Source organism: Bacillus sp. H1a (assembly GCF_000633475.1).
GTDB lineage: Bacteria > Bacillota > Bacilli > Bacillales > Bacillaceae_G > Bacillus_A > Bacillus_A paramycoides.
In genome coordinates this window covers 1-18726 of the sequence record NZ_AYMH01000045.1, presented here as the reverse complement: position 1 = coordinate 18726, position 18726 = coordinate 1, and the positions used below count along the sequence as shown (strand labels likewise).

The following is an 18726-nucleotide window of genomic DNA, read 5'->3' as shown; positions in this document are numbered from 1 at the left end:
CATTTCCTCCCTATCAATTTTTCGGTGATACTGAAACGCGATGAGCTGGCACATCTAACAATCGCGTCACAGCTTCTTTTACCATTGCTTTTATTTGTATATTATCCACTCCCTTTGCTACGACAAGAACACCTCGTACTTTCGGTTTCTCTGTTCGCAAAACAATTGGAGTTTCTTTATCACCTTCACGTATAATGACTGTCTTTACATCAAGAGACTCGTCGTCTACTTCCCTTTTCCCGCCTGTTTTATCAGTTTCACCTGTCGTTTGTGAGCGTTTCACCGTATTTTTCTCAAGTATTTTTTCTTCAGATGAATCTAAATTTACTTTAATCGTTACATCTTTTACTCCCGCTATCTCTTCTAAAGAGGCTTTCAATTCTTGCTCATACGCTTTTTCATATTTTTCTACATTTGACATATTATCGTTATTTTTTTGTCCGAAAGTTGGTACGTCCTTTTCTTGGTTTTGAGTTTTTTGTTCTTTAAACACAGGTACTTCTTCTTTTTTGGGTGAAAAGTAATTACTAGAAAACATAAGCAAAATCCCAAGTATAAGTAGGACAAGTAAAAACTTAGGTGTTACCTTTTTTCCCTTCTCATTACTTTCTTTTTCATCCCCATTTAATAAGTTTCGAAAAAATGAGAACTTCGAATTTTTATCTTTATTGTCCATTTACTCTACCTGTCCTCCCTTCCATTTGAACTTGGATTTGTTTATCCTCTAGTTGCCACCTGCTTGAAAAGAAATCTTTCATTTCTACATTCGTTTCTTCTAATTTTTTTGGAGGTTCTTTCGTATTAATTTCAACTTGCTTTACTGTTTCGATTGCATCATTTTTACTACGTTCTTTTTCTTTCAACGTCACAACAACAGATTGAATATCTTTCGCTGACTTTACTTCTTCTGTATGTTCCGCTGCAACTATTTGTATTTCAGAGACTGTCATACCATACTTTTTCTCAAACTCTTTTCCTACTTCTTTTTTCATTTTGGTAGCCATCTCTTCTAAACTATATGCACGTGTTAGAGCTTGTATTTCTTTTTTCTTCGAATCTATTGAATTTTTTACTGATCCATCTGTTACATATTTTTCTTCGTTAAAATTTGCGATTACCTCGTTCACATCTGTTTGTAATAATTTAAAAAGGGGCGTTAAAATTAACACAATTAATAATAAACTTACAACGAATTTAACGTACTTTTGTAAGTTTGAATTTGGAAGAATAAGATGAAGCATTGTCGCTAAGAGTAAAAAAACGATAATATTTCTAATCCACTCTGTAACAAATTGCATACTCTTCACCTCCTATCGCATCATGAGCGTAATGTTCCCCGCAGCAATAATAATTGTGATACTTAAAAAGAACATAAACGATACGATAGCTAAACAAGCAAATACATAAATGATACTTCGCCCGATAATATCTAAACATTGAATAATTGCTCCTCCGCCAACCGGTTGCAATACTGCTGCTGCGAATTTATAAATAAACGCAATACAAAATATTTGAATCGCTGGAAAAGCGACAATTAAGCATAAAATAACGAGCCCGATAATTCCGACTGTGTTTTTTAATAATCCAGATGCACTAATAACAGTATCCGCCGCCTCAGTAAACATCCTTCCTACTACAGGAATGAAGTTTCCTGTTACAAATTTAGCAGTTTTCACAGCTATGCCGTCAGCAACGGCTGACGCTGTTCCCTGTACAGATAATACCCCTAAAAAAATCGTCAAAAAGATTCCGATAATCCCGACACTAACGTTCTGCAAAAGCTTGGACAATTTCGTAACTTTATATTGATCACTCATCGTGCTTACAATACTTAATATAGTTGCAAGTAATAAAAGTGGTAGAACGATATAATTCATCAGAAGCCCGCTCGTATTCATTAAGAAAATGATGATTGGATGAAAAAATGATACAGAAACAACACCGCCCCCGGTTGCTATCAGTGCAAGTAAAATTGGCAATAGGGCTAGTATGAAATCTACCATTGTTTGTATCGTTTCTCTTGCATATGTCATGACAACATAAAAGCTATTTAAAGCGAAAATAATAAGTACCATATATACGACTGCATCCGCAATTTTACTTACGCTACTCTTTGAGAAAGAAGATTGTAGTGATTGTAACAATGCACTAAAAATTGTGAGCATAATGAGCGTTCCAAGTAACTTTCCATTTGCAACAAGCTCGTGAAATAAATATTTTAATAGACCTATCATCCACTCTTTTATGGAGAATTCTTTTTCTCCCTTTACAAACTCCATAAAGCTTCCTTTTTGACTCTCTGGTAAATAGCCTCCATATTTTGTAACAAGCCCGTCCCAAAATTGCTTCACATCTTCAATTCCGAGCTTATCCAATTGTTGATCAACGACGTTTGTTTCTACAGGAGAAGCTTGTACAACAATCGGTAAAGAAAAGAAAAGGAAGCAAGCAAATAGCAGCTTAGCTCCAAACTTCCTCAACATTCACTCCCCCTTATCCCGTAGGTAAAAACCCGAGAATTGTTTCAATTACAACCGTCAAAATAGGAATTGCCATAACGAGAATTAAAATTTTCCCAGCTAATTCAATTTTCGAAGCGATTGCACCTTGACCAGCATCTTTTGTAATTTGCGCACCAAACTCAGCGATATAAGCAATCCCTATAATTTTCAATAATGTCTCTACATATACGTTGCTAACCTTCGCTTCACTCGCCACTCTCTCAATCATTTGCAAGATAGAATGAATTTGATCGATTAAGAGAAGAAACATTACGCTACCAACGAACACAATAAATAACGATGTAATACTAGATTTATGCTGATTTAAAACAGCAGCTAAGAATGTAGCAACGAGGCCTAATCCGACAATTTGTATAATTTCGATTCGAACCGCCTCCTTTACTGGAAGAGAAAGACACTTTTAATCTTGTCGAACAGAGTATTAATTAAAAATGCAACATGAAACAAAATGACGACAAAACCGACAAGGATAACCCAATTTGCAATATCCTCTCGCTTTAATTCTTTTAGTACGGTATGAATGAAAGCTAAAACAATGCCGATTCCGGCGATTTGAAATATTAATCCAACATCAATGGACATCGCCTTTCTCCCCCCTATAGCAGTAAAATTACGATAAGTAGCCCTGCTAGCACTCCTAAACTCTTTATCATTTTTTCATATTGGAGTTGTAAAGCTTTCGCTTCTCCTTCTTCTCTTTCCAAATGCGTAATACATAAGCGAATATGTTTTTGTTGTGATTCACGATCATGTTGTCCAAGTGTTTCACCAAATTGTTGTAAAATCTCATACTCGGTTTGTTTAAACGCCGTTAATGCCCAGTTCTCCTTTAAGCTATCATTCCAAGCTTCTCTAACTGTTTGTTCCCCGCTCTCTAGACGCCTCGAAAAGCTTTGAAATATCCAATTTAGCGGCTTTGGCATTTGTTTAACTAATCGCTCAGCCGCTTCAGATAAAGGTGTGTGTCCATACATAATTTCAGCTTCTAATGATTGCAATGCCGCCTTCAATAACCTAAGCTGCCGCGGTCGCTCGCTGTATCGCTTAGCGTATGAAAATCCAAAAAAAGTGCTAACAGCAACTATTAATACCGCACCAAATATTTTCACCATACGCCTTGAGCCTTTCTATGCGGTAATACCGGTTTTCCATATCTATCTTTCACTTGCATCACCGTTCCTGGCCCTCTCGCTTTTGACAATTCCACAAACCTATCAAATACACCAAGTTCCAGCACCGCCTGCAACGATGGACGTTTCACAACATCATCATAAGAAAATCCGTGTGCACTTATAAAAAGCTGAACGCCTGCATGCACCGCCTCCATAATCGCTTCACTATCTTCTTTACGTCCAATTTCATCTACGATCAATATATCTGGGCTCATAGAACGAATCATCATCATCATTCCTTCAGCTTTTGGGCAAGCATCTAATACATCTACTCGCGTACCAAAATCATATTGCGGAATCCCCTTCACACATCCGGCAATCTCTGATCGTTCATCAACGATTCCTACTTTACAAGAAGAAATTTTCGAAGCGCTTACTCCTTGACTCATGCAGCGTGCTACATCTCTTAAAAGTGTTGTTTTCCCCGTTTGTGGTGGGCCAATTACCATCGTGTTTAACCATCGTGATTCATAAAGATATGGCAAAAGCGGCTCAGCAATCCCTATTTTTTGACGAGCAATACGAATATTAAATGAAGAGACATCTCGAATCATTTTTACTTCACTTTTTTCTGTAATGACTTTTCCCGCTAGGCCAATTCTATGTCCCCCTCGTAGTGTCACATATCCACGTTTCAATTCTTCTTCCATCGTGTAAATCGAAAATTGACTTAATTTATTCAATAAGTAGATTGCATCTTCCGCTGTAGCAACATAGTCATAAAAAAACACTTCCCCATGTGCGATACATTCTAGTGGTCTTCCAATCCGAACTCGAATTTCCTCTAGGACATCGTATTGCTTACAATCTTCAACTAACTGTTTCATCGTTTTCGGTAAAACTTCTAATACCTCTTTCATAAGCTTCTCCCCACTATACTCGACTTACTATTTCAACAACGCGATAAAAATGCAGCCAATTCCAAGCGCTAGAAAAAAAAGTTTCAGGAATGAAATCTCACTTGCTACACTCGCTATACCAATTGTCATTGTTAAAATTAATACGGTCGGTCCAACAAACGCCAACATACCATTTATAAACAATGCTTTTTTCGCATCATTCACGTAAAGCATAAGCAAAGCGGCGAATATTTCCGCGCTACCTGAAAACAAACGAAGTAACCCCATCACAAGTACGGATGTTTCCATTGCCGCTAGCCACTGTTTCATTCTCCCACCTTCTCCCATAACGTTTGCTAGTTCCTAATTCTAAAAAAGAATATATTTGTACAACCATATGCAGAGGTTGTCTATTTCAGAAGTAAAAACATAATTTTTCTCTACTGCTTTCATTAGAATCTGAATATTCACATTATTTTATGATATATTTAATAGAAAAGGGGCATAAACGATGAAGAGAGTTACTTTATTACCACTTGATTTACGATATGCAAATGCGATTTTTGAACTATCTAACGATCCACATGTAAAAAATGCTTTAGGAATAAAAGTAGAAACAATTGAAGATACAAAAGCATTCATTCTATTTGCAATGGAAGAGGAACGAAAAGAACATTCCTTATCAAAAGTGATTGTAAACGAAGAAAATGAAATAATCGGCCTCACCACACTTAAACATATTAATTACGAACAAAAGCGCTCACATATTGGGAGTTGGCTCGGCTATCAATATTGGGGAAACGGCTATAACGAGGCTGCTAAAAAAGAGATATTTAAAATCGCTTTTTTAGACTTACAACTTACATACGTATTCGCTGGTGCTAAAACGACTAACATTCGCTCTTTAAAAGCACAAGAGAAACTACCTTACATTTCATTACATGTGGAAAACAAATTTCCTGACGAACACGCTGCTTTAGAAAAGGAAGTAAAATCATCTTGCGTACTGCATGTTATATCCCGCGAGAAATTTTTAAATTGGTTGGAAGTTCAAAATGAGGGGGGAAAATATGAAAGCATTGAAAATTAGTTTAACAATTGTAGTAGAATTAGCTCTTATTTATCTTTTTTCAAAGATGGTCGGTTGGTCATTTATGGAGACCTTTTTCCTTGGTAGCATCGCGCTGTTCGGTTCAATTTGGCTCATGGCTTTAAATATAAATCAAAATACCAACATTGATCACACTATATATAAAACGGGTAAGGTAAAACCTTTTCAAATGACATGGGGCCCTTACACAATAGGTACTGCTAGTCTTACAGCTTTCAGTTTTATAATAACCATTATTTATTATCTGCCCTATTTCCTATAAAGTGAAACTATAATCAGTGGGGGAGTTGTTCATCCCCCCACTGATTATTAGTTGAACCAATCGGGCGTTTACGAGCAGTTGATCTCCCACCTAACTTCTTTGCTCCAGTCGAATTTTGAGGTGGGAGTTTTACTGCCCGTTAATGCGGGATAAAAAAAGCACTCGTGATTATCACGAGTGCTTTTCTACTATGCGCGAGAAACGTATTTACCTTCACCAGTGTTGATGATAAGCATTTCGCCTTCGTTAATGAAGATTGGTACTTGTACAACAAGGCCAGTTTCTAATGTAGCTGGTTTTGTTACGTTAGAAGCTGTATCACCTTTAATACCAGGCTCTGTCTCTGTAACTTTTAATTCAACAGTATTTGGAAGTTCAACACCAAGTACTTCGCCTTGGTATGTCATAATAGATACTTCCATGTTTTCTTTTAGGAATTTTAATTCGCGCTCGATTTGGTTTTCACCAAGTTCGATTTGCTCATAAGTTCCGTTATCCATGAATACGTGAGCCTCACCGCTCGCGTATAAGTATTGCATACGACGGTTTTCGATGTGTGCTTTTTCTACTTTTTCACCTGCACGGAATGTTTTCTCTTGAACAGATCCTGTGCGAAGGTTACGTAGTTTAGAGCGAACGAACGCAGCACCTTTACCTGGCTTTACGTGTTGGAAATCAAGTACTTGCCAAAGGGCATTGTCCACTGAAATTGTTAAACCTGTACGAAAATCGTTTACTGAAATCATGTAAAAAAATCCTCCTGTGTATTACAAAATAATAAGTTCTTTTGGTGATTTCGTTATTACTTCATTACCTTCACTCGTTACAATGATATCATCCTCAATACGTACGCCGCCAATACCTGGAATATAAATACCTGGTTCTACTGTTACAGCCATACCTGGTTCAAGTACTGTATCAGAACGGAACGCTAAACCTGGTGCTTCATGGATTTCAAGACCGATTCCATGACCAGTAGAGTGTCCGAAGTATTCACCATATCCTTTTTCCGTTATGTAATCACGCGTTAATGCATCAGCTTCACGGCCTGTTAAACCAGCTTTAATACCGTTCACACCACGTAGTTGTGCTTCTAAAACGATATTATAAATTTCTTTTAATTTATCAGATGGTTCACCGACTGCAATCGTACGAGTAATATCAGAGCAATATCCTTTGTAATAAGCGCCGAAGTCTAATGTAACGAAATCTCCTTTTTCTATCACTTTTTCAGATGCCACGCCGTGCGGTAATGCCGAACGAAGACCTGAAGCAACGATAATATCAAACGAAGAAGATGTTGCTCCTTGTTTTCTCATGAAAAATTCAAGTTCATTTGACACTTCAATTTCAGATACTCCCGGGCGAATGAATGATAGAATATACTCAAAGGCAGCATCTGCAATCTGTGCAGCTTCCTTTAATATCTTAATCTCTGAATCAGTCTTTATCAAGCGTAACTTTTCTACAAGCCCAGAAGTTGGGATGAATTCAGCTTCAATCGCTTCATTATGCGTTACGTAAGAGCTATATGTAAGGGTATCTTGCTCAAAGCCTAGCTTTTGAATTCCAAGTTCTTTTACTTGTTTCGCAACTTCATCAAGAATTAGGCCTGTGTGCTGCACGATTTCATATCCAACCGCTTGCTTACTAGCTTGCTCTACATAACGGAAATCAGTAATAAATAGAGCACGCTCTTTTGAAATTAGTACAACTCCAGCTGTTCCTGTGAAATTTGCCATATATCTACGGCTATGTTCATTCGTTAATACGATACCGTCAATACCAGCCTCATCAAACGCACTTCTTAATCTCTCGATCTTTTCCATTACTTTATGCCTCCCTCAATTTCTCCATTAATGCAAATAGCGCTAGCTTATAGCCATAAAAACCAAATCCAACAATTTGTCCCGCACAAACAGCCGCTGTCACAGATTCATGACGAAACGACTCACGTTGATGAATGTTAGAAATATGTACTTCAATAACTGGAATCGAAACGCTTGCGATAGCATCCCGAATCGCGTAGCTATAATGCGTAAATGCACCCGGATTTAGAATGATTCCTTCATATATGTCATCCGCCTCATGAATAATATCAATAATAGCTCCTTCATGATTCGATTGAAAACATTCTAACTCCACTCCCATTTTTTCTGCTTCTTGTTTCATATCTGTTTCAAGCGTCGCTAACGTTCCTTTTCCGTATACATTTACTTCCCTGACACCAAGACGATTTAGGTTAGGACCGTTTACGAGGAGTAACTTTTTCATTTTCTTAAAACCCCTTAATATTAAAGAATGTCTATACGACATTTTAACATAGGAATCACTTATTTGAATAGTTTGTCTTCTCGAGCCCTTCTCCTCTATTTGTATTATTCGATTCGAATGATACAGAATACGAAATAAAAACACCATATAATATAAAGATACATACTGTCGTTACAATTGTTCCTTTCGGTAAATGGAGTGCACTTTTAATAACGGGTGCCATTAGCCCCATCCCCAAAAATAATAACGCCCACCAAAATAAACCGTATAGTATGCCAGGTAATACTCCTTCAAACTTTTTAAAAAGAGCTTTATAGAGAAATGCCACTAAAATTGAAAGGAATCCCATACAAACGATACCTAGCACATTCCCCCAAACCCCTTCTTTCCAATCTCCAAATGCAAACGGTAAAAGTAAATAGTTAGGTCCAGCTTCTGTAAATGAAAATATGTGAAGGAAATACCATATACCGCCCCAAAATAAGCCACCAAATAAACCGATCTGTACAAAGTTCCTTATTGTTGATTGTTCTTGATTCACATTGACACCTCCGCTCAATAGTATGTCCGAAACTATTTTGAAGCATGTTTAAATCCTGCAAAATTTGTCTATAAAAAGAATAAGAATTGTCCGACTCTCGTAACATTTCCCCTTGTCATCTGCTTGTATTTGTCGATAAAATAAAGGAAACTCGGTGATTGTCTTATTTCAAGATGGCAGAACCAAGTACGACAATTGCCTCTTTTTCTACATAAGAGAGAAACAAATACAGGTTGGTGTTAACATGGCAGAAAAATCAAAACAAATATATGGCGGACAGGCAGTCATAGAAGGAGTTATGTTTGGCGGTAGAGAATATACTGTTACAGCGGTTCGTCGTAAAGATAAATCGATTGAATTTTATCGTTTACCACGCGTTCGTAATAAAGCATTATCTATACTAAAGAAAATTCCATTTTTACGAGGTATTGCCGCTATTGTGGATGCAAGTGCGAATGGAGCAAAACATTTAAACTTTGCTTCAGAACGATTTGATGTCCACCCAGAAGATGATGAACAATTTGCAAATAAAAAAGAAGAACAATCAAAATTAACGATGGTATTAGGAGTTGCAGCAGTTGGCGTTTTATCGTTCATATTCGGTAAAGTAATTTTCACAGCAGTTCCTGCACTTTTAGCTGAATTAACGAGACCGATTTTCCCATCTCATACGGGGCAAATCATTGTCGAAAGTGTCATTAAGCTCATGCTATTATTGAGCTATATATACTTTATTTCTTTAACCCCACTTATTAAGCGGGTATTTCAGTACCACGGTGCAGAACATAAAGTAATCAATGCTTATGAGAATAACCTTCCACTGACTGTAGAAAATGTTCAAAAGCAAACTCGCCTCCATTATCGCTGTGGCAGTAGCTTTATTATATTTACGGTCATTATTGGAATGTTTGTCTATTTCCTCGTCCCTACAGATCCGCTTTGGGCCAGGGTAGTAAACCGAATTTTATTAATTCCAGTTGTTCTCGGCATTTCTTTTGAAGTATTACAATTTACCAATCGATTACGAGATATTCCTGTTTTACGAGTACTTGGATATCCCGGATTATGGCTGCAACTATTAACAACGAAAGAACCAACAGATGATCAAGCGGAAGTTGCAATCGCATCGTTTGAAGAATTATTACGTTTAGAAAACAAACAATAATTATTTAAAAATGGTGTTCAACTCCTTTCCTCATCGTTAATATACTAATTTTAATATATGTTTTTAGGAGGTGTCCCTTATGAACGGTCGTTCGTTTACATTCGCTATATTTGTACTTATTATCGGATTAGCAATATTCGGCCTTGTTTCATCTGTTATTACAGATCCAATGGGAGTGTTAAAAAACATTGGTATCATGTTGGCTGTCGTCGGTATCTTTTACTTACTCTACAAAATGTTTACAACCTCTAGTGGTTCTGCAAATTCGCAAAGCTCATATAAGCGTGCTGCAAAACAATCGAACCGCAAACACGGGAAACAAAATGTAGCACCCCTAAGCAATTCTTTCTTGAAACGAAATGCTTCTGATGACAAGGGGAAAAAGGGTAATTCTTCATCGTTGAAACGAAAAAGAAAACAATCTCATTTAACTGTCATTGAAGGTAAAAAAAACAAAAAGAAAGACCGTGCTTCCTTTTAGGAAATACGGTCTTTTTTTCACGATTAGTGCGGTTTATAATCAGTGGGGATGAGAACCCCCCACTGATTAAAGTTTCACTTTATATGTTGCAGCACTTCTTTCAAACTTTTTTCTTTCATACTTTCGATACGAAGGTGATGGTTTTCAAATTGTAAATTTCTTGTCACATCATTAGGCACGATGACACATTTTAATCCGGCTGCAATCGCTGCTTTCAATCCATTCAATGAATCTTCAAATACAACAGCTTCTGACAGTTCAATTCCTAATTCTTCTATCGCAATCCTATAAAGAGCTGGATCTGGTTTTACCTTCTCGACATCTTCTCTCGTTTTAATCACTTCAAAATACTCTCTAATCTGTAGCTCTTCTAAAAAACGAACAACCCACTCCTTAGAGGAACTAGAGGCTAATGCGACTTTCAACCCAAGTTCTCTCGCTTCTTCTAAATATTCTTTTACCCCGTCACGTGCTTTTGGTATTTTCATTTTCTCTTTATGTAAAGTTGTTACTTTTTCCTTTAATGCATGCTCGTTAAATTTTTCTTTTAATTGCTCTTTTAAATATGCATAAAGCACTTCATCTGTCGTTCCAATACATTTTGCAAATTCTTCTAAGGGTAACTCCCCACCGTATTCACGAACAGCATCTCTGAAAGAGTGAAACCATATTGTTTCAGTGTCCACAATTAATCCATCAAAATCAAAAATAATTGCTTTCATTATTTTCCCGCCCTTTTCGATTTAAATAAAAAAGGAAACGCCACACGTTCCCCTTAATTACTTTTCTCTTCATTTGCTTTTTGAACACCACGAAGTGTCTCAACTCGAACTTCTTCTTGTTCGAAGTATTGCACTAAATCACCGATGCGATCGATTGCTTCCCAACTTAAATGATGTTCAATTCCTTCTACATCATTATAAATTTTACTTTCATCCACACCGATAATACGCATAAACTGCTCTAACAATTCATGACGATATACGAGACGTTCTCCGATTTTTTTACCTTTTGATGTTAATACAAGCCCTCTATATTTTTCATAAATTAGATATTCGTCTTTGTCTAATTTTTGTACCATTTTTGTTACAGAGGATGGATGTACACTAAGCGCTTCAGCAATATCAGATACGCGGGCATAACCCTTTTCATCAATCAACAAATAAATTTGTTCAATATAATCTTCCATACTAGGGGTAGGCATCGGTTTCCTCCATCCAATTTCATTTTGCTTATTCCGTACGAAGCAATCAATAAAATGATACACCAGAAACAATAACGTGACAAGGTGGAAACGAGCCTAAATACGTAAAACAAAAAAGAATACAGATTCCCCATATGTAAAATATTGAATTTCTGCATCAGGAAAATACTCATATATATAACCTCTTATTGTTCCTTCCCATACTTCTGCATCATCTTTTTTATATACATATTTCCCAATACCGTATCGTCCGCATTTATATTTCCGCTTCTCTTCATCCATTTCAAGCTTCGTATTTGGAAAACGCTCTTGAATGACTTTTTTGCCGGTTTTGTATAGCGATGTTAAATTAATTCGAACGTTAAATTTGGTATTTTCACATCTTTCAACGCATTGTATAATCGTTCAAACAATTCACGGTATCCTTCTTCCCACCCTTCATGCATATAAATTGGAGCAACAATAAAGCCAATTGGATAACCAGCCCCTGCTACTTTACGAGCAGCCTCAATGCGTTCTTCAAATGGTGATGTTCCTGGTTCAAAATAAACGAGCTTTGGCATAAATGATTTCATAATTACCTTCTCTCGTTAGTATGAAAAGCAATGAAAAATAAACACACACTAAAGTTTTCCACGTTTTAACAGCCCTTAAAAAGGCTGTTTTTCTTCTGTCTAATTTTACAAATTGAAAAATTTCATAAAGAAAATAAGAAAAATGCAAAATAATTAAAGTTAATTGTTGACGTGATGCTTTTATTATCGGTATCATAAATCTTCGTGAGCAATTATTTTTCGTTATACGATTTTTTTATTATTACTGAATTTTTGAGAGGAGAAATTTGATGTCAGTTAAGAAGAAAACGCAAGTACGCACCGGCAAAATGGTACGTGAACTAATGTTAGCAGACGAAGATGTAAATGCTTCGCTAATTATGGTATACAGTGAAAACGGTGTAAACGCAGAAATTAAAATCGAGGGCTTAACGCCGAAATGTAACGAAGAATTATTTTTGAGCGGAAACGTGGATTGGAACAAGAGTGTTATTTATAAAATTGTTGATTTCACTGGGAACGCTGAAGTTGGTAAAGTTACATTAACAGCGATGAACAAAAACAATGTTTCTCTAGAAATTGAACGCGTTATGTGGAGCAAAGAAAATAAAGAAGCTGCTGAGCAAGAAGAAACAGTTGTAGAAGCTACTCCGAAAAAAGAAGTGGTTGTAGAAGCTCCAAAAGCAGTTACACCTGCTCCAAAGCCTGTTATGCGTGTAGAAACACCTGCTGCAGAACCTAAACCTACTCCGGTACCAACGCCGAAACCAGTAAGTGTAGAAGCGGCTGTAGAACTATCTACTCCAGCACCTGTGAAAAAAGTAGTATCTACTCCAGTTACAAAGCAAGAGACAGCGCCGGTTACTCCTGCAAAACCGAAGCAACCTGCTTTGACTGAAACAAATTCAAAACTACAAGAAAATTATGTGAAACTCGTGAAAAAGACAATTGAAGTTTGTCAAGATTACGAGCTTGGCATCGACATAGATGATTCTATTGAAGGATTAAAAGAAGAACTACAAAACCAAGGTATTAGCGTTACATTCGACAAAGAAATTATGGACGTTGTAAACCGCCTTCGTTCTTTACAAGATAAAGGAATCAAAGTAGAGAAAGTACTTAATTTACTATAAAAATAAGGAGATGGCGGTCGCCATCTCCTTATTTTTTATAATTCCAATCATTACTTTCGTACTTCTCTTTTGCTAAAGTTTGAACTTCATGAAGTTGTTCTTCTGTTAGTTCATACGGTACAAGCTCTACATCTAATCCTTTTTCAAATCCAGCTTCAAACGCTTTAATTAACTGTTCAATCGTAAATGTACGATCTGTTAATTCGTTAATCGCTACCGCTTTAGAAGAAAACATGTTCTTCATGCGCTCTTTCACTCGCTCATTTGGGAATAAAAATAGGTCGTATAACTCATCTAAATCAATTTCTAACGGAATAGAACCGTGTTGTAAGATAACACCTTTTTGACGTGTTTGAGCACTACCTGCGATTTTTCTTCCTTCAACTACAATTTCATACCAAGACGGTGCATCAAAACATACTCCTGAACGCGGATTTTTCAAATTTTCACGATCCGCTTCTGTTTTCGGAACTGCATAATACGCTTCTAATCCTAATGCCTTAAAACCGTCTAATAAGCCTTGCGAAATAACGCGATATGCTTCTGTAACTGTTTTTGGCATATTCGGATGATCTTCAGACACAATAACACTGTACGTTAACTCTTTGTCATGTAGTACACCCCTGCCGCCTGTTTGACGACGAACGAATCCATATTTCTTTTCGTTAACTACATCCATATTTATATCTTTTTCAACTCGCTGGAAATACCCAACTGTTAATGTTGGTACTTCCCATTCATAAAAACGAATTGTTGGTGGCATTTTCTTTTCACTTTGCCAATTTAATAAACATTCATCTAACGCCATATTAAATGCCGGTGAACATTGACCAGAGTTAATATAACACCATTTTTCTTTTCCCATCCTGCACCTCATATAACCAATTATTTTTCACATTCTCTAGTCTACCAAATTCGACAAAATTTGTGAAAGAATACGAAATTTCTTCTTATATACAAATGAATCTGTTGCATAAATACATATGGTCATTATAATATTGAAAGTAGGATAAGAAAAAAGGGAGCGATAGAATCGTGTCAACAAACTTGATTATTATACTGGTCGCAATTGTAGCATTCATCGGCTACACTGTATGGATGTATTTCTATCAGAAAAAATTAATTAAAACACTTTCAGAAGAAGAATTTCGCGCTGGCTACCGTAAAGCACAGCTTATCGATATTCGCGAAGCGGATGAATTTAACGCGGGACATATTTTAGGCGCGCGTAACATTCCATTATCACAAATTCGCCTTCGCTACAAAGAACTTCGCCAAGATCAACCTGTTTATTTATATTGCCAAAGCGGATTCCGTACAGGTCGTGCAGCACAATACTTAAAAAAACAAGGCTACAAAGATTTCTACCAATTACAAGGTGGATTTAAATCTTGGACAGGTAAAATTAAAAAGAAATAACACACAAAAAACTAGCTGTATCATTCAGCTAGTTTTTTTATTCCATATTATTCGCAATGTACAGTAGATTCTGTTTGATCACATCTTCATCTTTCTCATCTACATTACGATATAATAGCTGGTATTCAATTCCCTTCTCTTTCCATATAAGCGTAGCGAATTCGTCTCCTCGCTCGTAATCATCCTTATTTTTAAAATAAGCAGGTGCTCCATTATTCAACCGCATTTGTTCTTGAAATCGATTCTCTTCTACGATGTATGGAAAACTGTAAGAAAAGTTTGCCACTGTTAATTCTATATAGTCGTGCCTTCCTTTCTCTTGTTGCTTATATTTAATCGTTACGACAGCATTCTTCTTTCCCATCGTTCTCACCTCTCCCATCACATCACTCGTAATGTCATAAGGTAAAAACGTTGGAACCTTAAACTTCGCCGGAAAATATTTCGGAAGCTCCTTTAGCGGAATAGGATCAGTAACACGATCCATAGCCCCTCCTGTTGTTCCCACAAATGTTTTTTCTTCTTGCATCATTTGCTGAAATGAACATGAGCTAAGTAATACACTAGAAAACACGAAACAAATGATTCCTTTTTTCAATTTGTTTCCGCCCTTTCATATCGCTCTCTTAACGAACGAAGCGTTTATATTCTCTTCATATTCGCTTTACAATCAAACTCCTCCTTTGAAAACTTTCCACGTTATTCTCACACATTTTGACAAAAATTCTTTGTGGACATACAAAAATGACCTCGCCACTCTTACGCCCAAATAAAAAGGTTACGCGAATAACGGAAGTCATATTTATAACATAGATTGTGAAAAGCTTTTCAGGTCAAGATTTTTTCATTCTTATTATTTTCCCTTATAATAAATAAAGAGGTGATACATATGGCCAATATAAAACAAATTGCAAAAACTGCTGGTGTATCCATATCAACGGTTTCCCGTGTCCTTAATAATCATCCTTACGTAAAAGAAGAAAAACGTAAGCGTGTTCTAGATGCAGTTGAAGAATTGAACTATGCAAAAAATATTAATGCCGTCCATTTAATAAGGGGTAAAACATATACAATTGGCGTTATGCTACCTTTCATTAATCTCCCGTATTTTAGCACCATTATTGAAGGAATCGGAAACGAAGCATTATTAGCTGGATATCATATTAATTTGTGCCAAACGAATTATGATAGTATTGAAGAAATTCGCGTTCTTGAAATGATGAAAATGAAACAATTCGACGGGATGATTATTTGCTCTCGAACGAGTTCATGGGAACAAATTGAACCGTTCGCAAAATTCGCTCCCATTATTTCATGCGAAAAAATGAAACATCCCCTCATTTCATCTGTCTATGTAGATCATTACGAAGGGTTCCGTCTCGGTACTACCTATTTATTAAGTAAAGGTCATGAAAAAATCGGTATTTGTTTAGCAAGAAAAACAAGTGCTAATTCAATCGAGCGTGAAAAAGCTTTCGCCGATACCCTTCGTCACGAAGGAAAAATAGTGCACCCTGATTGGATTTTTCATCAATGCTATACGATGCAGGACGGGGCAAAAATACTTCAACATATTTTAAATATGACAAATCGTCCAACTGCTATTTTCACAGCGAATGATCAAGTAGCTGCTGGTTTATTAACAGAAGCAAAAAAACATGGCATTCGCGTCCCTGAGGACCTCGCTATCCTTGGGTTTGATAACCATGAAATTTCAAAAGCATTAGAAATTACAACTATTGAGCATCCCGGCCTCACGATGGGATCACGTACCTTTTCTTTATTCCATAAGCAGATGCAAGACGAACAAATTATTGGAAGCTCAGAAGAACTTTCATTCCATTTAATTGAGCGAAAAACGGTCTAAAAAAAAGAGCGCTAACTATAGTGCTCTTTTTTTCAACATTTCCCCATTGACTTTATAATTTTCATCTCATATAATTAACCTAACGAACGGTAGGTAGGGGATGAAAATGACAGCAAACCGCATTAAAGCTGTAGCACTTTCTCATTTCGCACGCTACGGCTACGAAGGAACTTCATTAGCAAATATTGCTCAAGAAGTTGGGATTAAAAAACCATCGATTTACGCACACTTTAAAGGAAAAGAAGAGCTATATTTCACATGCTTAGAATCCGCTCTTCAAAAAGATTTGCAGAGCTTCACAGACGATATCAAAATTTTTTCAAAATCGTCCACTGAAGAATTGCTCTTAAATTTGTTAAAAGGTTATGCAAAACGATTTGGTGAAAGTGAAGAATCAATGTTTTGGTTACGAACTTCTTATTTTCCGCCGGATGCATTTCGTGAACAAATTATTGATAAAGCGAATATACACATCGAAAACGTCGGAAAACTTTTATTCCCTGTATTTAAACGGGCAAATGAACAAGGTGAACTGCATAACATTGAAATAAAAGACGCATTAGAGGCTTTTCTATGCTTACTGGACGGTCTTATGGTCGAACTACTATACGCAGGTTTAAATCGTTTTGAGACACGTTTAGACGCTTCTTGGAAAGTATTTTGGCGCGGACTTTCAAACTGACGGATTGCTCCTTTGCAATGCGTCGTTTTTAAGCCCTTTACCTAACGACTGGTAGGAAGGAGAAATAACATATGGCATGGATTTATGTAATCTTAGCTGGTATTATTGAGATCTTTTGGGTGATTGGACTAAAACACGCGGAGGCTCCATTAGAATGGGCGGGTGTTGCTCTATTAATTACAGTAAGTTTCATCTTATTATTTAGAGCTTATAAAGATTTACCTGTTGGTACTGTGTACGCGGTCTTTACAGGGATCGGAGCAGGCGGAATCGTTCTTACAGAGATTTTTGTTTTCGGAGAACCTTTCTCTATTGTAAAAGTTTTATTAATTGGTTTAATCTTCTTCGGAGTAATCGGCTTAAAACGAGTAACAGAAGAAAAAGAAGCGAAGGAGGCTGCATAAAATGGCTTGGGTATTTTTAATTCTAGCTGGTATTTGTGAAATTATTGGTGTACTCTTTATGAAAGTAGCCACTGAAAAGAAAGGCTGGGCACCAAAAGTTATTTTAATCGCTAACTTCGGCGTAAGCTTCTTCTTCTTATCCCTTGCAATGGATACATTACCGATGGGAACTGCTTATGCAATTTGGACTGGAATCGGAACTGCCGGAAGTGCACTTCTAGGTATTCTTATTTTCCGCGAATCAGCGGATTGGCGCCGTCTTGCCTTCTTAAGCTGCATTCTATGCGGCGCTGTTGGCTTAAAACTATTAAGCTAACGTGAGGTGAATGTCATGTGGAAAGAAAAAGGAAAACAAATATTAACATGGATCACACTCGGGATCGTCATTCTACTACAAATAAGTTTTCATATAATAGAATGGCTGTTTCATAAAGTATTATCCATTCTTACATTCCTTCCTAACATGGCACTTGAAATTGCATCTATCGCTTGGTCAATTATTGCCTCCATTACTATCGTGATTATATGGAGTATCGCCAAGATTTGGAACAAGTTATTTAAAAAGGACAGTTCTTCAGAAAAGAAGTAACTGTCCTTTTTTATATTCATTCTGATTTTCTATAGAAATTTGATGCGATAAGACAAAGCAGACCAACTATGGCAACATTCATACCAATCCCTTTATGCAAATTAGGAAATGGCGATGGTATATCCGAGTAAAAATTTGATACTATGAGACCAATTGAAAAAAATATTACCCCTATTCCAAATAACAATTTTCGTTTTCCCATCGTTCTCTCTCCTAAAATTTCTCATACCCTTCTTTCTTTTGGACATACTACCTAAAAAAAAGGAGTGGATGATATGCAAAATTCTATACATAAACATATCCTATTTTTATTTTTCCTATTTCTGGCTCTCATCATCGTTTTCAGCTTTATATTACATACTCCGAAAGATGTTGTACCGAATAGCCTCTCTGTTTATAAACTCTTACTTTCATATTGTCGTTATTGAAGAAGGTGCCTTTTATGAGGCACCTTTAAAATTTTTGGCAAGAAAAAAAGACCAACATTGATATTATCCCCTTTAGGTA

28 protein-coding genes and 1 pseudogene are annotated in these 18726 nt (G+C 36.5%); 11 read left to right on the top strand and 18 right to left on the bottom strand.

The window, feature by feature from the left end; translation table 11 throughout:
- Positions 1–13: 13 nt before the first annotated feature.
- Genes spoIIIAG through U860_RS0121035 form a run of 8 tightly spaced genes read right to left on the bottom strand, consistent with a single transcriptional unit; the run spans position 14 to position 4863 of the window.
- On the bottom strand, positions 14–676 hold the full coding sequence (gene spoIIIAG / locus U860_RS0121070; protein WP_025150067.1) for a stage III sporulation protein AG: 663 nt from the start codon (positions 674–676) through the stop codon (positions 14–16).
- The gene (spoIIIAF, locus tag U860_RS0121065; protein WP_025150066.1) at positions 666–1298 is read right to left on the bottom strand and encodes a stage III sporulation protein AF; all 633 of its coding nucleotides are present in this window, start codon (positions 1296–1298) and stop codon (positions 666–668) included. Before spoIIIAF ends, spoIIIAG begins: the two co-directional genes overlap by 11 nt.
- A gap of 12 nt (positions 1299–1310) precedes the next feature.
- Positions 1311–2483, bottom strand: a complete 1173-nt coding sequence (gene spoIIIAE, locus U860_RS0121060) for a stage III sporulation protein AE (protein ID WP_025150065.1) — start codon at positions 2481–2483, stop codon at positions 1311–1313.
- 10 nt (positions 2484–2493) lie between these two features.
- The gene (gene spoIIIAD / locus U860_RS0121055; protein ID WP_079998460.1) at positions 2494–2877 is read right to left on the bottom strand and encodes a stage III sporulation protein AD; all 384 of its coding nucleotides are present in this window, start codon (positions 2875–2877) and stop codon (positions 2494–2496) included.
- Positions 2878–2900: 23 nt separating this feature from the next.
- Positions 2901–3104: a stage III sporulation protein AC gene (gene spoIIIAC, locus U860_RS0121050; RefSeq protein WP_000020914.1), complete on the bottom strand. Its 204-nt coding sequence runs from the start codon at positions 3102–3104 to the stop codon at positions 2901–2903.
- 14 nt (positions 3105–3118) lie between these two features.
- Positions 3119–3634, bottom strand: a complete 516-nt coding sequence (gene spoIIIAB / locus U860_RS0121045; protein ID WP_025150064.1) for a stage III sporulation protein SpoIIIAB — start codon at positions 3632–3634, stop codon at positions 3119–3121.
- A complete protein-coding gene (spoIIIAA, locus tag U860_RS0121040; protein ID WP_025150063.1) occupies positions 3628–4554 on the bottom strand; it encodes a stage III sporulation protein AA in 927 nt (308 codons plus the stop codon). The genes spoIIIAB and spoIIIAA overlap by 7 nt, the downstream gene beginning before the upstream one ends.
- 27 nt (positions 4555–4581) lie before the next feature.
- Positions 4582–4863: a YqhV family protein gene (locus tag U860_RS0121035; protein ID WP_000816054.1), complete on the bottom strand. Its 282-nt coding sequence runs from the start codon at positions 4861–4863 to the stop codon at positions 4582–4584.
- A 181-nt stretch (positions 4864–5044) separates the two neighbouring features.
- Here U860_RS0121035 and U860_RS0121030 point away from each other — a divergent pair, with 181 nt between their 5' ends.
- A complete protein-coding gene (locus tag U860_RS0121030) occupies positions 5045–5623 on the top strand; it encodes a GNAT family N-acetyltransferase (protein ID WP_025150062.1) in 579 nt (192 codons plus the stop codon).
- On the top strand, positions 5604–5906 hold the full coding sequence (locus U860_RS0121025; RefSeq protein ID WP_025150061.1) for a hypothetical protein: 303 nt from the start codon (positions 5604–5606) through the stop codon (positions 5904–5906). The genes U860_RS0121030 and U860_RS0121025 overlap by 20 nt, the downstream gene beginning before the upstream one ends.
- Before the next feature lie 188 nt (positions 5907–6094).
- Here the strand turns inward: U860_RS0121025 and efp are convergent, their stop codons facing one another.
- The 4 genes from efp to U860_RS0121005 are packed head-to-tail and all read right to left on the bottom strand — an operon-like array spanning position 6095 to position 8721.
- The gene (efp, locus tag U860_RS0121020; RefSeq protein WP_000626519.1) at positions 6095–6652 is read right to left on the bottom strand and encodes an elongation factor P; all 558 of its coding nucleotides are present in this window, start codon (positions 6650–6652) and stop codon (positions 6095–6097) included.
- Between the two features lie 21 nt (positions 6653–6673).
- A complete protein-coding gene (gene pepQ / locus U860_RS0121015) occupies positions 6674–7735 on the bottom strand; it encodes a Xaa-Pro dipeptidase (protein ID WP_025150060.1) in 1062 nt (353 codons plus the stop codon).
- 4 nt (positions 7736–7739) lie between these two features.
- Complete coding sequence (gene aroQ / locus U860_RS0121010) at positions 7740–8180, bottom strand: type II 3-dehydroquinate dehydratase (protein WP_002111769.1); 441 nt, start codon at positions 8178–8180, stop codon at positions 7740–7742.
- Positions 8181–8235: 55 nt separating this feature from the next.
- Complete coding sequence (locus U860_RS0121005) at positions 8236–8721, bottom strand: YqhR family membrane protein (protein ID WP_025150059.1); 486 nt, start codon at positions 8719–8721, stop codon at positions 8236–8238.
- A gap of 244 nt (positions 8722–8965) precedes the next feature.
- Between U860_RS0121005 and U860_RS0121000 the strand changes: the two genes are divergently transcribed.
- Together U860_RS0121000 and U860_RS0120995 are read left to right on the top strand one after the other, a co-directional pair.
- Complete coding sequence (locus tag U860_RS0121000; protein WP_025150058.1) at positions 8966–9886, top strand: DUF1385 domain-containing protein; 921 nt, start codon at positions 8966–8968, stop codon at positions 9884–9886.
- Positions 9887–9965: 79 nt separating this feature from the next.
- The gene (locus U860_RS0120995; protein WP_025150057.1) at positions 9966–10367 is read left to right on the top strand and encodes an SA1362 family protein; all 402 of its coding nucleotides are present in this window, start codon (positions 9966–9968) and stop codon (positions 10365–10367) included.
- Between the two features lie 74 nt (positions 10368–10441).
- Here the strand turns inward: U860_RS0120995 and U860_RS0120990 are convergent, their stop codons facing one another.
- The 3 genes and pseudogenes from U860_RS0120990 to U860_RS31825 form a co-directional block, all read right to left on the bottom strand.
- Positions 10442–11089 (bottom strand): HAD family hydrolase, encoded by a 648-nt coding sequence (locus U860_RS0120990; protein WP_025150056.1) that lies wholly within the window; start codon positions 11087–11089, stop codon positions 10442–10444.
- 53 nt (positions 11090–11142) lie between these two features.
- The gene (mntR, locus tag U860_RS0120985) at positions 11143–11571 is read right to left on the bottom strand and encodes a transcriptional regulator MntR (RefSeq protein WP_002173426.1); all 429 of its coding nucleotides are present in this window, start codon (positions 11569–11571) and stop codon (positions 11143–11145) included.
- A 96-nt stretch (positions 11572–11667) separates the two neighbouring features.
- Positions 11668–12116, bottom strand: a pseudogene (locus U860_RS31825) (spore photoproduct lyase family protein); the annotation flags it as partial.
- A gap of 299 nt (positions 12117–12415) precedes the next feature.
- Between U860_RS31825 and U860_RS0120975 the strand changes: the two are divergent.
- The gene (locus U860_RS0120975) at positions 12416–13258 is read left to right on the top strand and encodes a hypothetical protein (RefSeq protein ID WP_025150055.1); all 843 of its coding nucleotides are present in this window, start codon (positions 12416–12418) and stop codon (positions 13256–13258) included.
- A gap of 28 nt (positions 13259–13286) precedes the next feature.
- Here U860_RS0120975 and U860_RS0120970 read toward each other — a convergent pair whose 3' ends face one another.
- Positions 13287–14123, bottom strand: a complete 837-nt coding sequence (locus U860_RS0120970; protein WP_025150054.1) for a biotin/lipoate A/B protein ligase family protein — start codon at positions 14121–14123, stop codon at positions 13287–13289.
- Between the two features lie 170 nt (positions 14124–14293).
- On the opposite strand from U860_RS0120970, the gene U860_RS0120965 reads away from it, so the two are divergent.
- Positions 14294–14677 carry a rhodanese-like domain-containing protein gene (locus U860_RS0120965; RefSeq protein ID WP_025150053.1) on the top strand — a complete coding sequence of 128 codons (384 nt, stop codon included), beginning with the start codon at positions 14294–14296 and terminating at the stop codon, positions 14675–14677.
- Between the two features lie 37 nt (positions 14678–14714).
- On the opposite strand, the gene U860_RS0120960 is transcribed toward U860_RS0120965, so the two are convergent.
- Entirely contained in the window at positions 14715–15251 is a 537-nt protein-coding gene (locus tag U860_RS0120960) for a hypothetical protein (RefSeq protein WP_033795466.1), read from the bottom strand.
- Positions 15252–15566: 315 nt separating this feature from the next.
- On the opposite strand from U860_RS0120960, the gene U860_RS0120955 reads away from it, so the two are divergent.
- The 5 genes from U860_RS0120955 to U860_RS0120935 all read left to right on the top strand — a co-directional run bounded on the left by U860_RS0120955 (position 15567) and on the right by U860_RS0120935 (position 18219).
- Positions 15567–16544 (top strand): LacI family DNA-binding transcriptional regulator, encoded by a 978-nt coding sequence (locus U860_RS0120955; RefSeq protein WP_025150051.1) that lies wholly within the window; start codon positions 15567–15569, stop codon positions 16542–16544.
- A gap of 100 nt (positions 16545–16644) precedes the next feature.
- On the top strand, positions 16645–17226 hold the full coding sequence (locus U860_RS0120950) for a TetR/AcrR family transcriptional regulator (RefSeq protein ID WP_025150050.1): 582 nt from the start codon (positions 16645–16647) through the stop codon (positions 17224–17226).
- A 71-nt stretch (positions 17227–17297) separates the two neighbouring features.
- Positions 17298–17630, top strand: a complete 333-nt coding sequence (locus tag U860_RS0120945; protein WP_025150049.1) for a multidrug efflux SMR transporter — start codon at positions 17298–17300, stop codon at positions 17628–17630.
- Between the two features lies 1 nt (position 17631).
- On the top strand, positions 17632–17946 hold the full coding sequence (locus tag U860_RS0120940; protein WP_000312621.1) for a multidrug efflux SMR transporter: 315 nt from the start codon (positions 17632–17634) through the stop codon (positions 17944–17946).
- 15 nt (positions 17947–17961) lie between these two features.
- Positions 17962–18219, top strand: a complete 258-nt coding sequence (locus U860_RS0120935; RefSeq protein WP_025150048.1) for a DUF3975 family protein — start codon at positions 17962–17964, stop codon at positions 18217–18219.
- Positions 18220–18235: 16 nt separating this feature from the next.
- Here U860_RS0120935 and U860_RS0120930 read toward each other — a convergent pair whose 3' ends face one another.
- Complete coding sequence (locus U860_RS0120930) at positions 18236–18421, bottom strand: hypothetical protein (protein ID WP_025150047.1); 186 nt, start codon at positions 18419–18421, stop codon at positions 18236–18238.
- Positions 18422–18726: the final 305 nt, after the last annotated feature.

Coding starts and splice junctions, on each gene's coding strand:
- U860_RS0121035 (WP_000816054.1), bottom strand. CDS start 4,863: ATGAAACAGTGGCTAGCGGCAATGGAAACATCCGTACTTGTGATGGGG.
- U860_RS0120930 (WP_025150047.1), bottom strand. CDS start 18,421: ATGGGAAAACGAAAATTGTTATTTGGAATAGGGGTAATATTTTTTTCA.
- spoIIIAE (WP_025150065.1), bottom strand. CDS start 2,483: ATGTTGAGGAAGTTTGGAGCTAAGCTGCTATTTGCTTGCTTCCTTTTC.
- pepQ (WP_025150060.1), bottom strand. CDS start 7,735: ATGGAAAAGATCGAGAGATTAAGAAGTGCGTTTGATGAGGCTGGTATT.
- U860_RS0120970 (WP_025150054.1), bottom strand. CDS start 14,123: ATGGGAAAAGAAAAATGGTGTTATATTAACTCTGGTCAATGTTCACCG.
- U860_RS0120950 (WP_025150050.1), top strand. CDS start 16,645: ATGAAAATGACAGCAAACCGCATTAAAGCTGTAGCACTTTCTCATTTC.
- efp (WP_000626519.1), bottom strand. CDS start 6,652: ATGATTTCAGTAAACGATTTTCGTACAGGTTTAACAATTTCAGTGGAC.
- U860_RS0120975 (WP_025150055.1), top strand. CDS start 12,416: ATGTCAGTTAAGAAGAAAACGCAAGTACGCACCGGCAAAATGGTACGT.
- spoIIIAF (WP_025150066.1), bottom strand. CDS start 1,298: ATGCAATTTGTTACAGAGTGGATTAGAAATATTATCGTTTTTTTACTC.
- spoIIIAG (WP_025150067.1), bottom strand. CDS start 676: ATGGACAATAAAGATAAAAATTCGAAGTTCTCATTTTTTCGAAACTTA.
- spoIIIAC (WP_000020914.1), bottom strand. CDS start 3,104: ATGTCCATTGATGTTGGATTAATATTTCAAATCGCCGGAATCGGCATT.
- U860_RS0120940 (WP_000312621.1), top strand. CDS start 17,632: ATGGCTTGGGTATTTTTAATTCTAGCTGGTATTTGTGAAATTATTGGT.
- spoIIIAA (WP_025150063.1), bottom strand. CDS start 4,554: ATGAAAGAGGTATTAGAAGTTTTACCGAAAACGATGAAACAGTTAGTT.
- aroQ (WP_002111769.1), bottom strand. CDS start 8,180: ATGAAAAAGTTACTCCTCGTAAACGGTCCTAACCTAAATCGTCTTGGT.
- U860_RS0120990 (WP_025150056.1), bottom strand. CDS start 11,089: ATGAAAGCAATTATTTTTGATTTTGATGGATTAATTGTGGACACTGAA.
- U860_RS0121000 (WP_025150058.1), top strand. CDS start 8,966: ATGGCAGAAAAATCAAAACAAATATATGGCGGACAGGCAGTCATAGAA.
- U860_RS0120995 (WP_025150057.1), top strand. CDS start 9,966: ATGAACGGTCGTTCGTTTACATTCGCTATATTTGTACTTATTATCGGA.
- mntR (WP_002173426.1), bottom strand. CDS start 11,571: ATGCCTACCCCTAGTATGGAAGATTATATTGAACAAATTTATTTGTTG.
- U860_RS0120945 (WP_025150049.1), top strand. CDS start 17,298: ATGGCATGGATTTATGTAATCTTAGCTGGTATTATTGAGATCTTTTGG.
- U860_RS0120955 (WP_025150051.1), top strand. CDS start 15,567: ATGGCCAATATAAAACAAATTGCAAAAACTGCTGGTGTATCCATATCA.
- U860_RS0121030 (WP_025150062.1), top strand. CDS start 5,045: ATGAAGAGAGTTACTTTATTACCACTTGATTTACGATATGCAAATGCG.
- spoIIIAB (WP_025150064.1), bottom strand. CDS start 3,634: ATGGTGAAAATATTTGGTGCGGTATTAATAGTTGCTGTTAGCACTTTT.
- U860_RS0120935 (WP_025150048.1), top strand. CDS start 17,962: ATGTGGAAAGAAAAAGGAAAACAAATATTAACATGGATCACACTCGGG.
- U860_RS0121025 (WP_025150061.1), top strand. CDS start 5,604: ATGAAAGCATTGAAAATTAGTTTAACAATTGTAGTAGAATTAGCTCTT.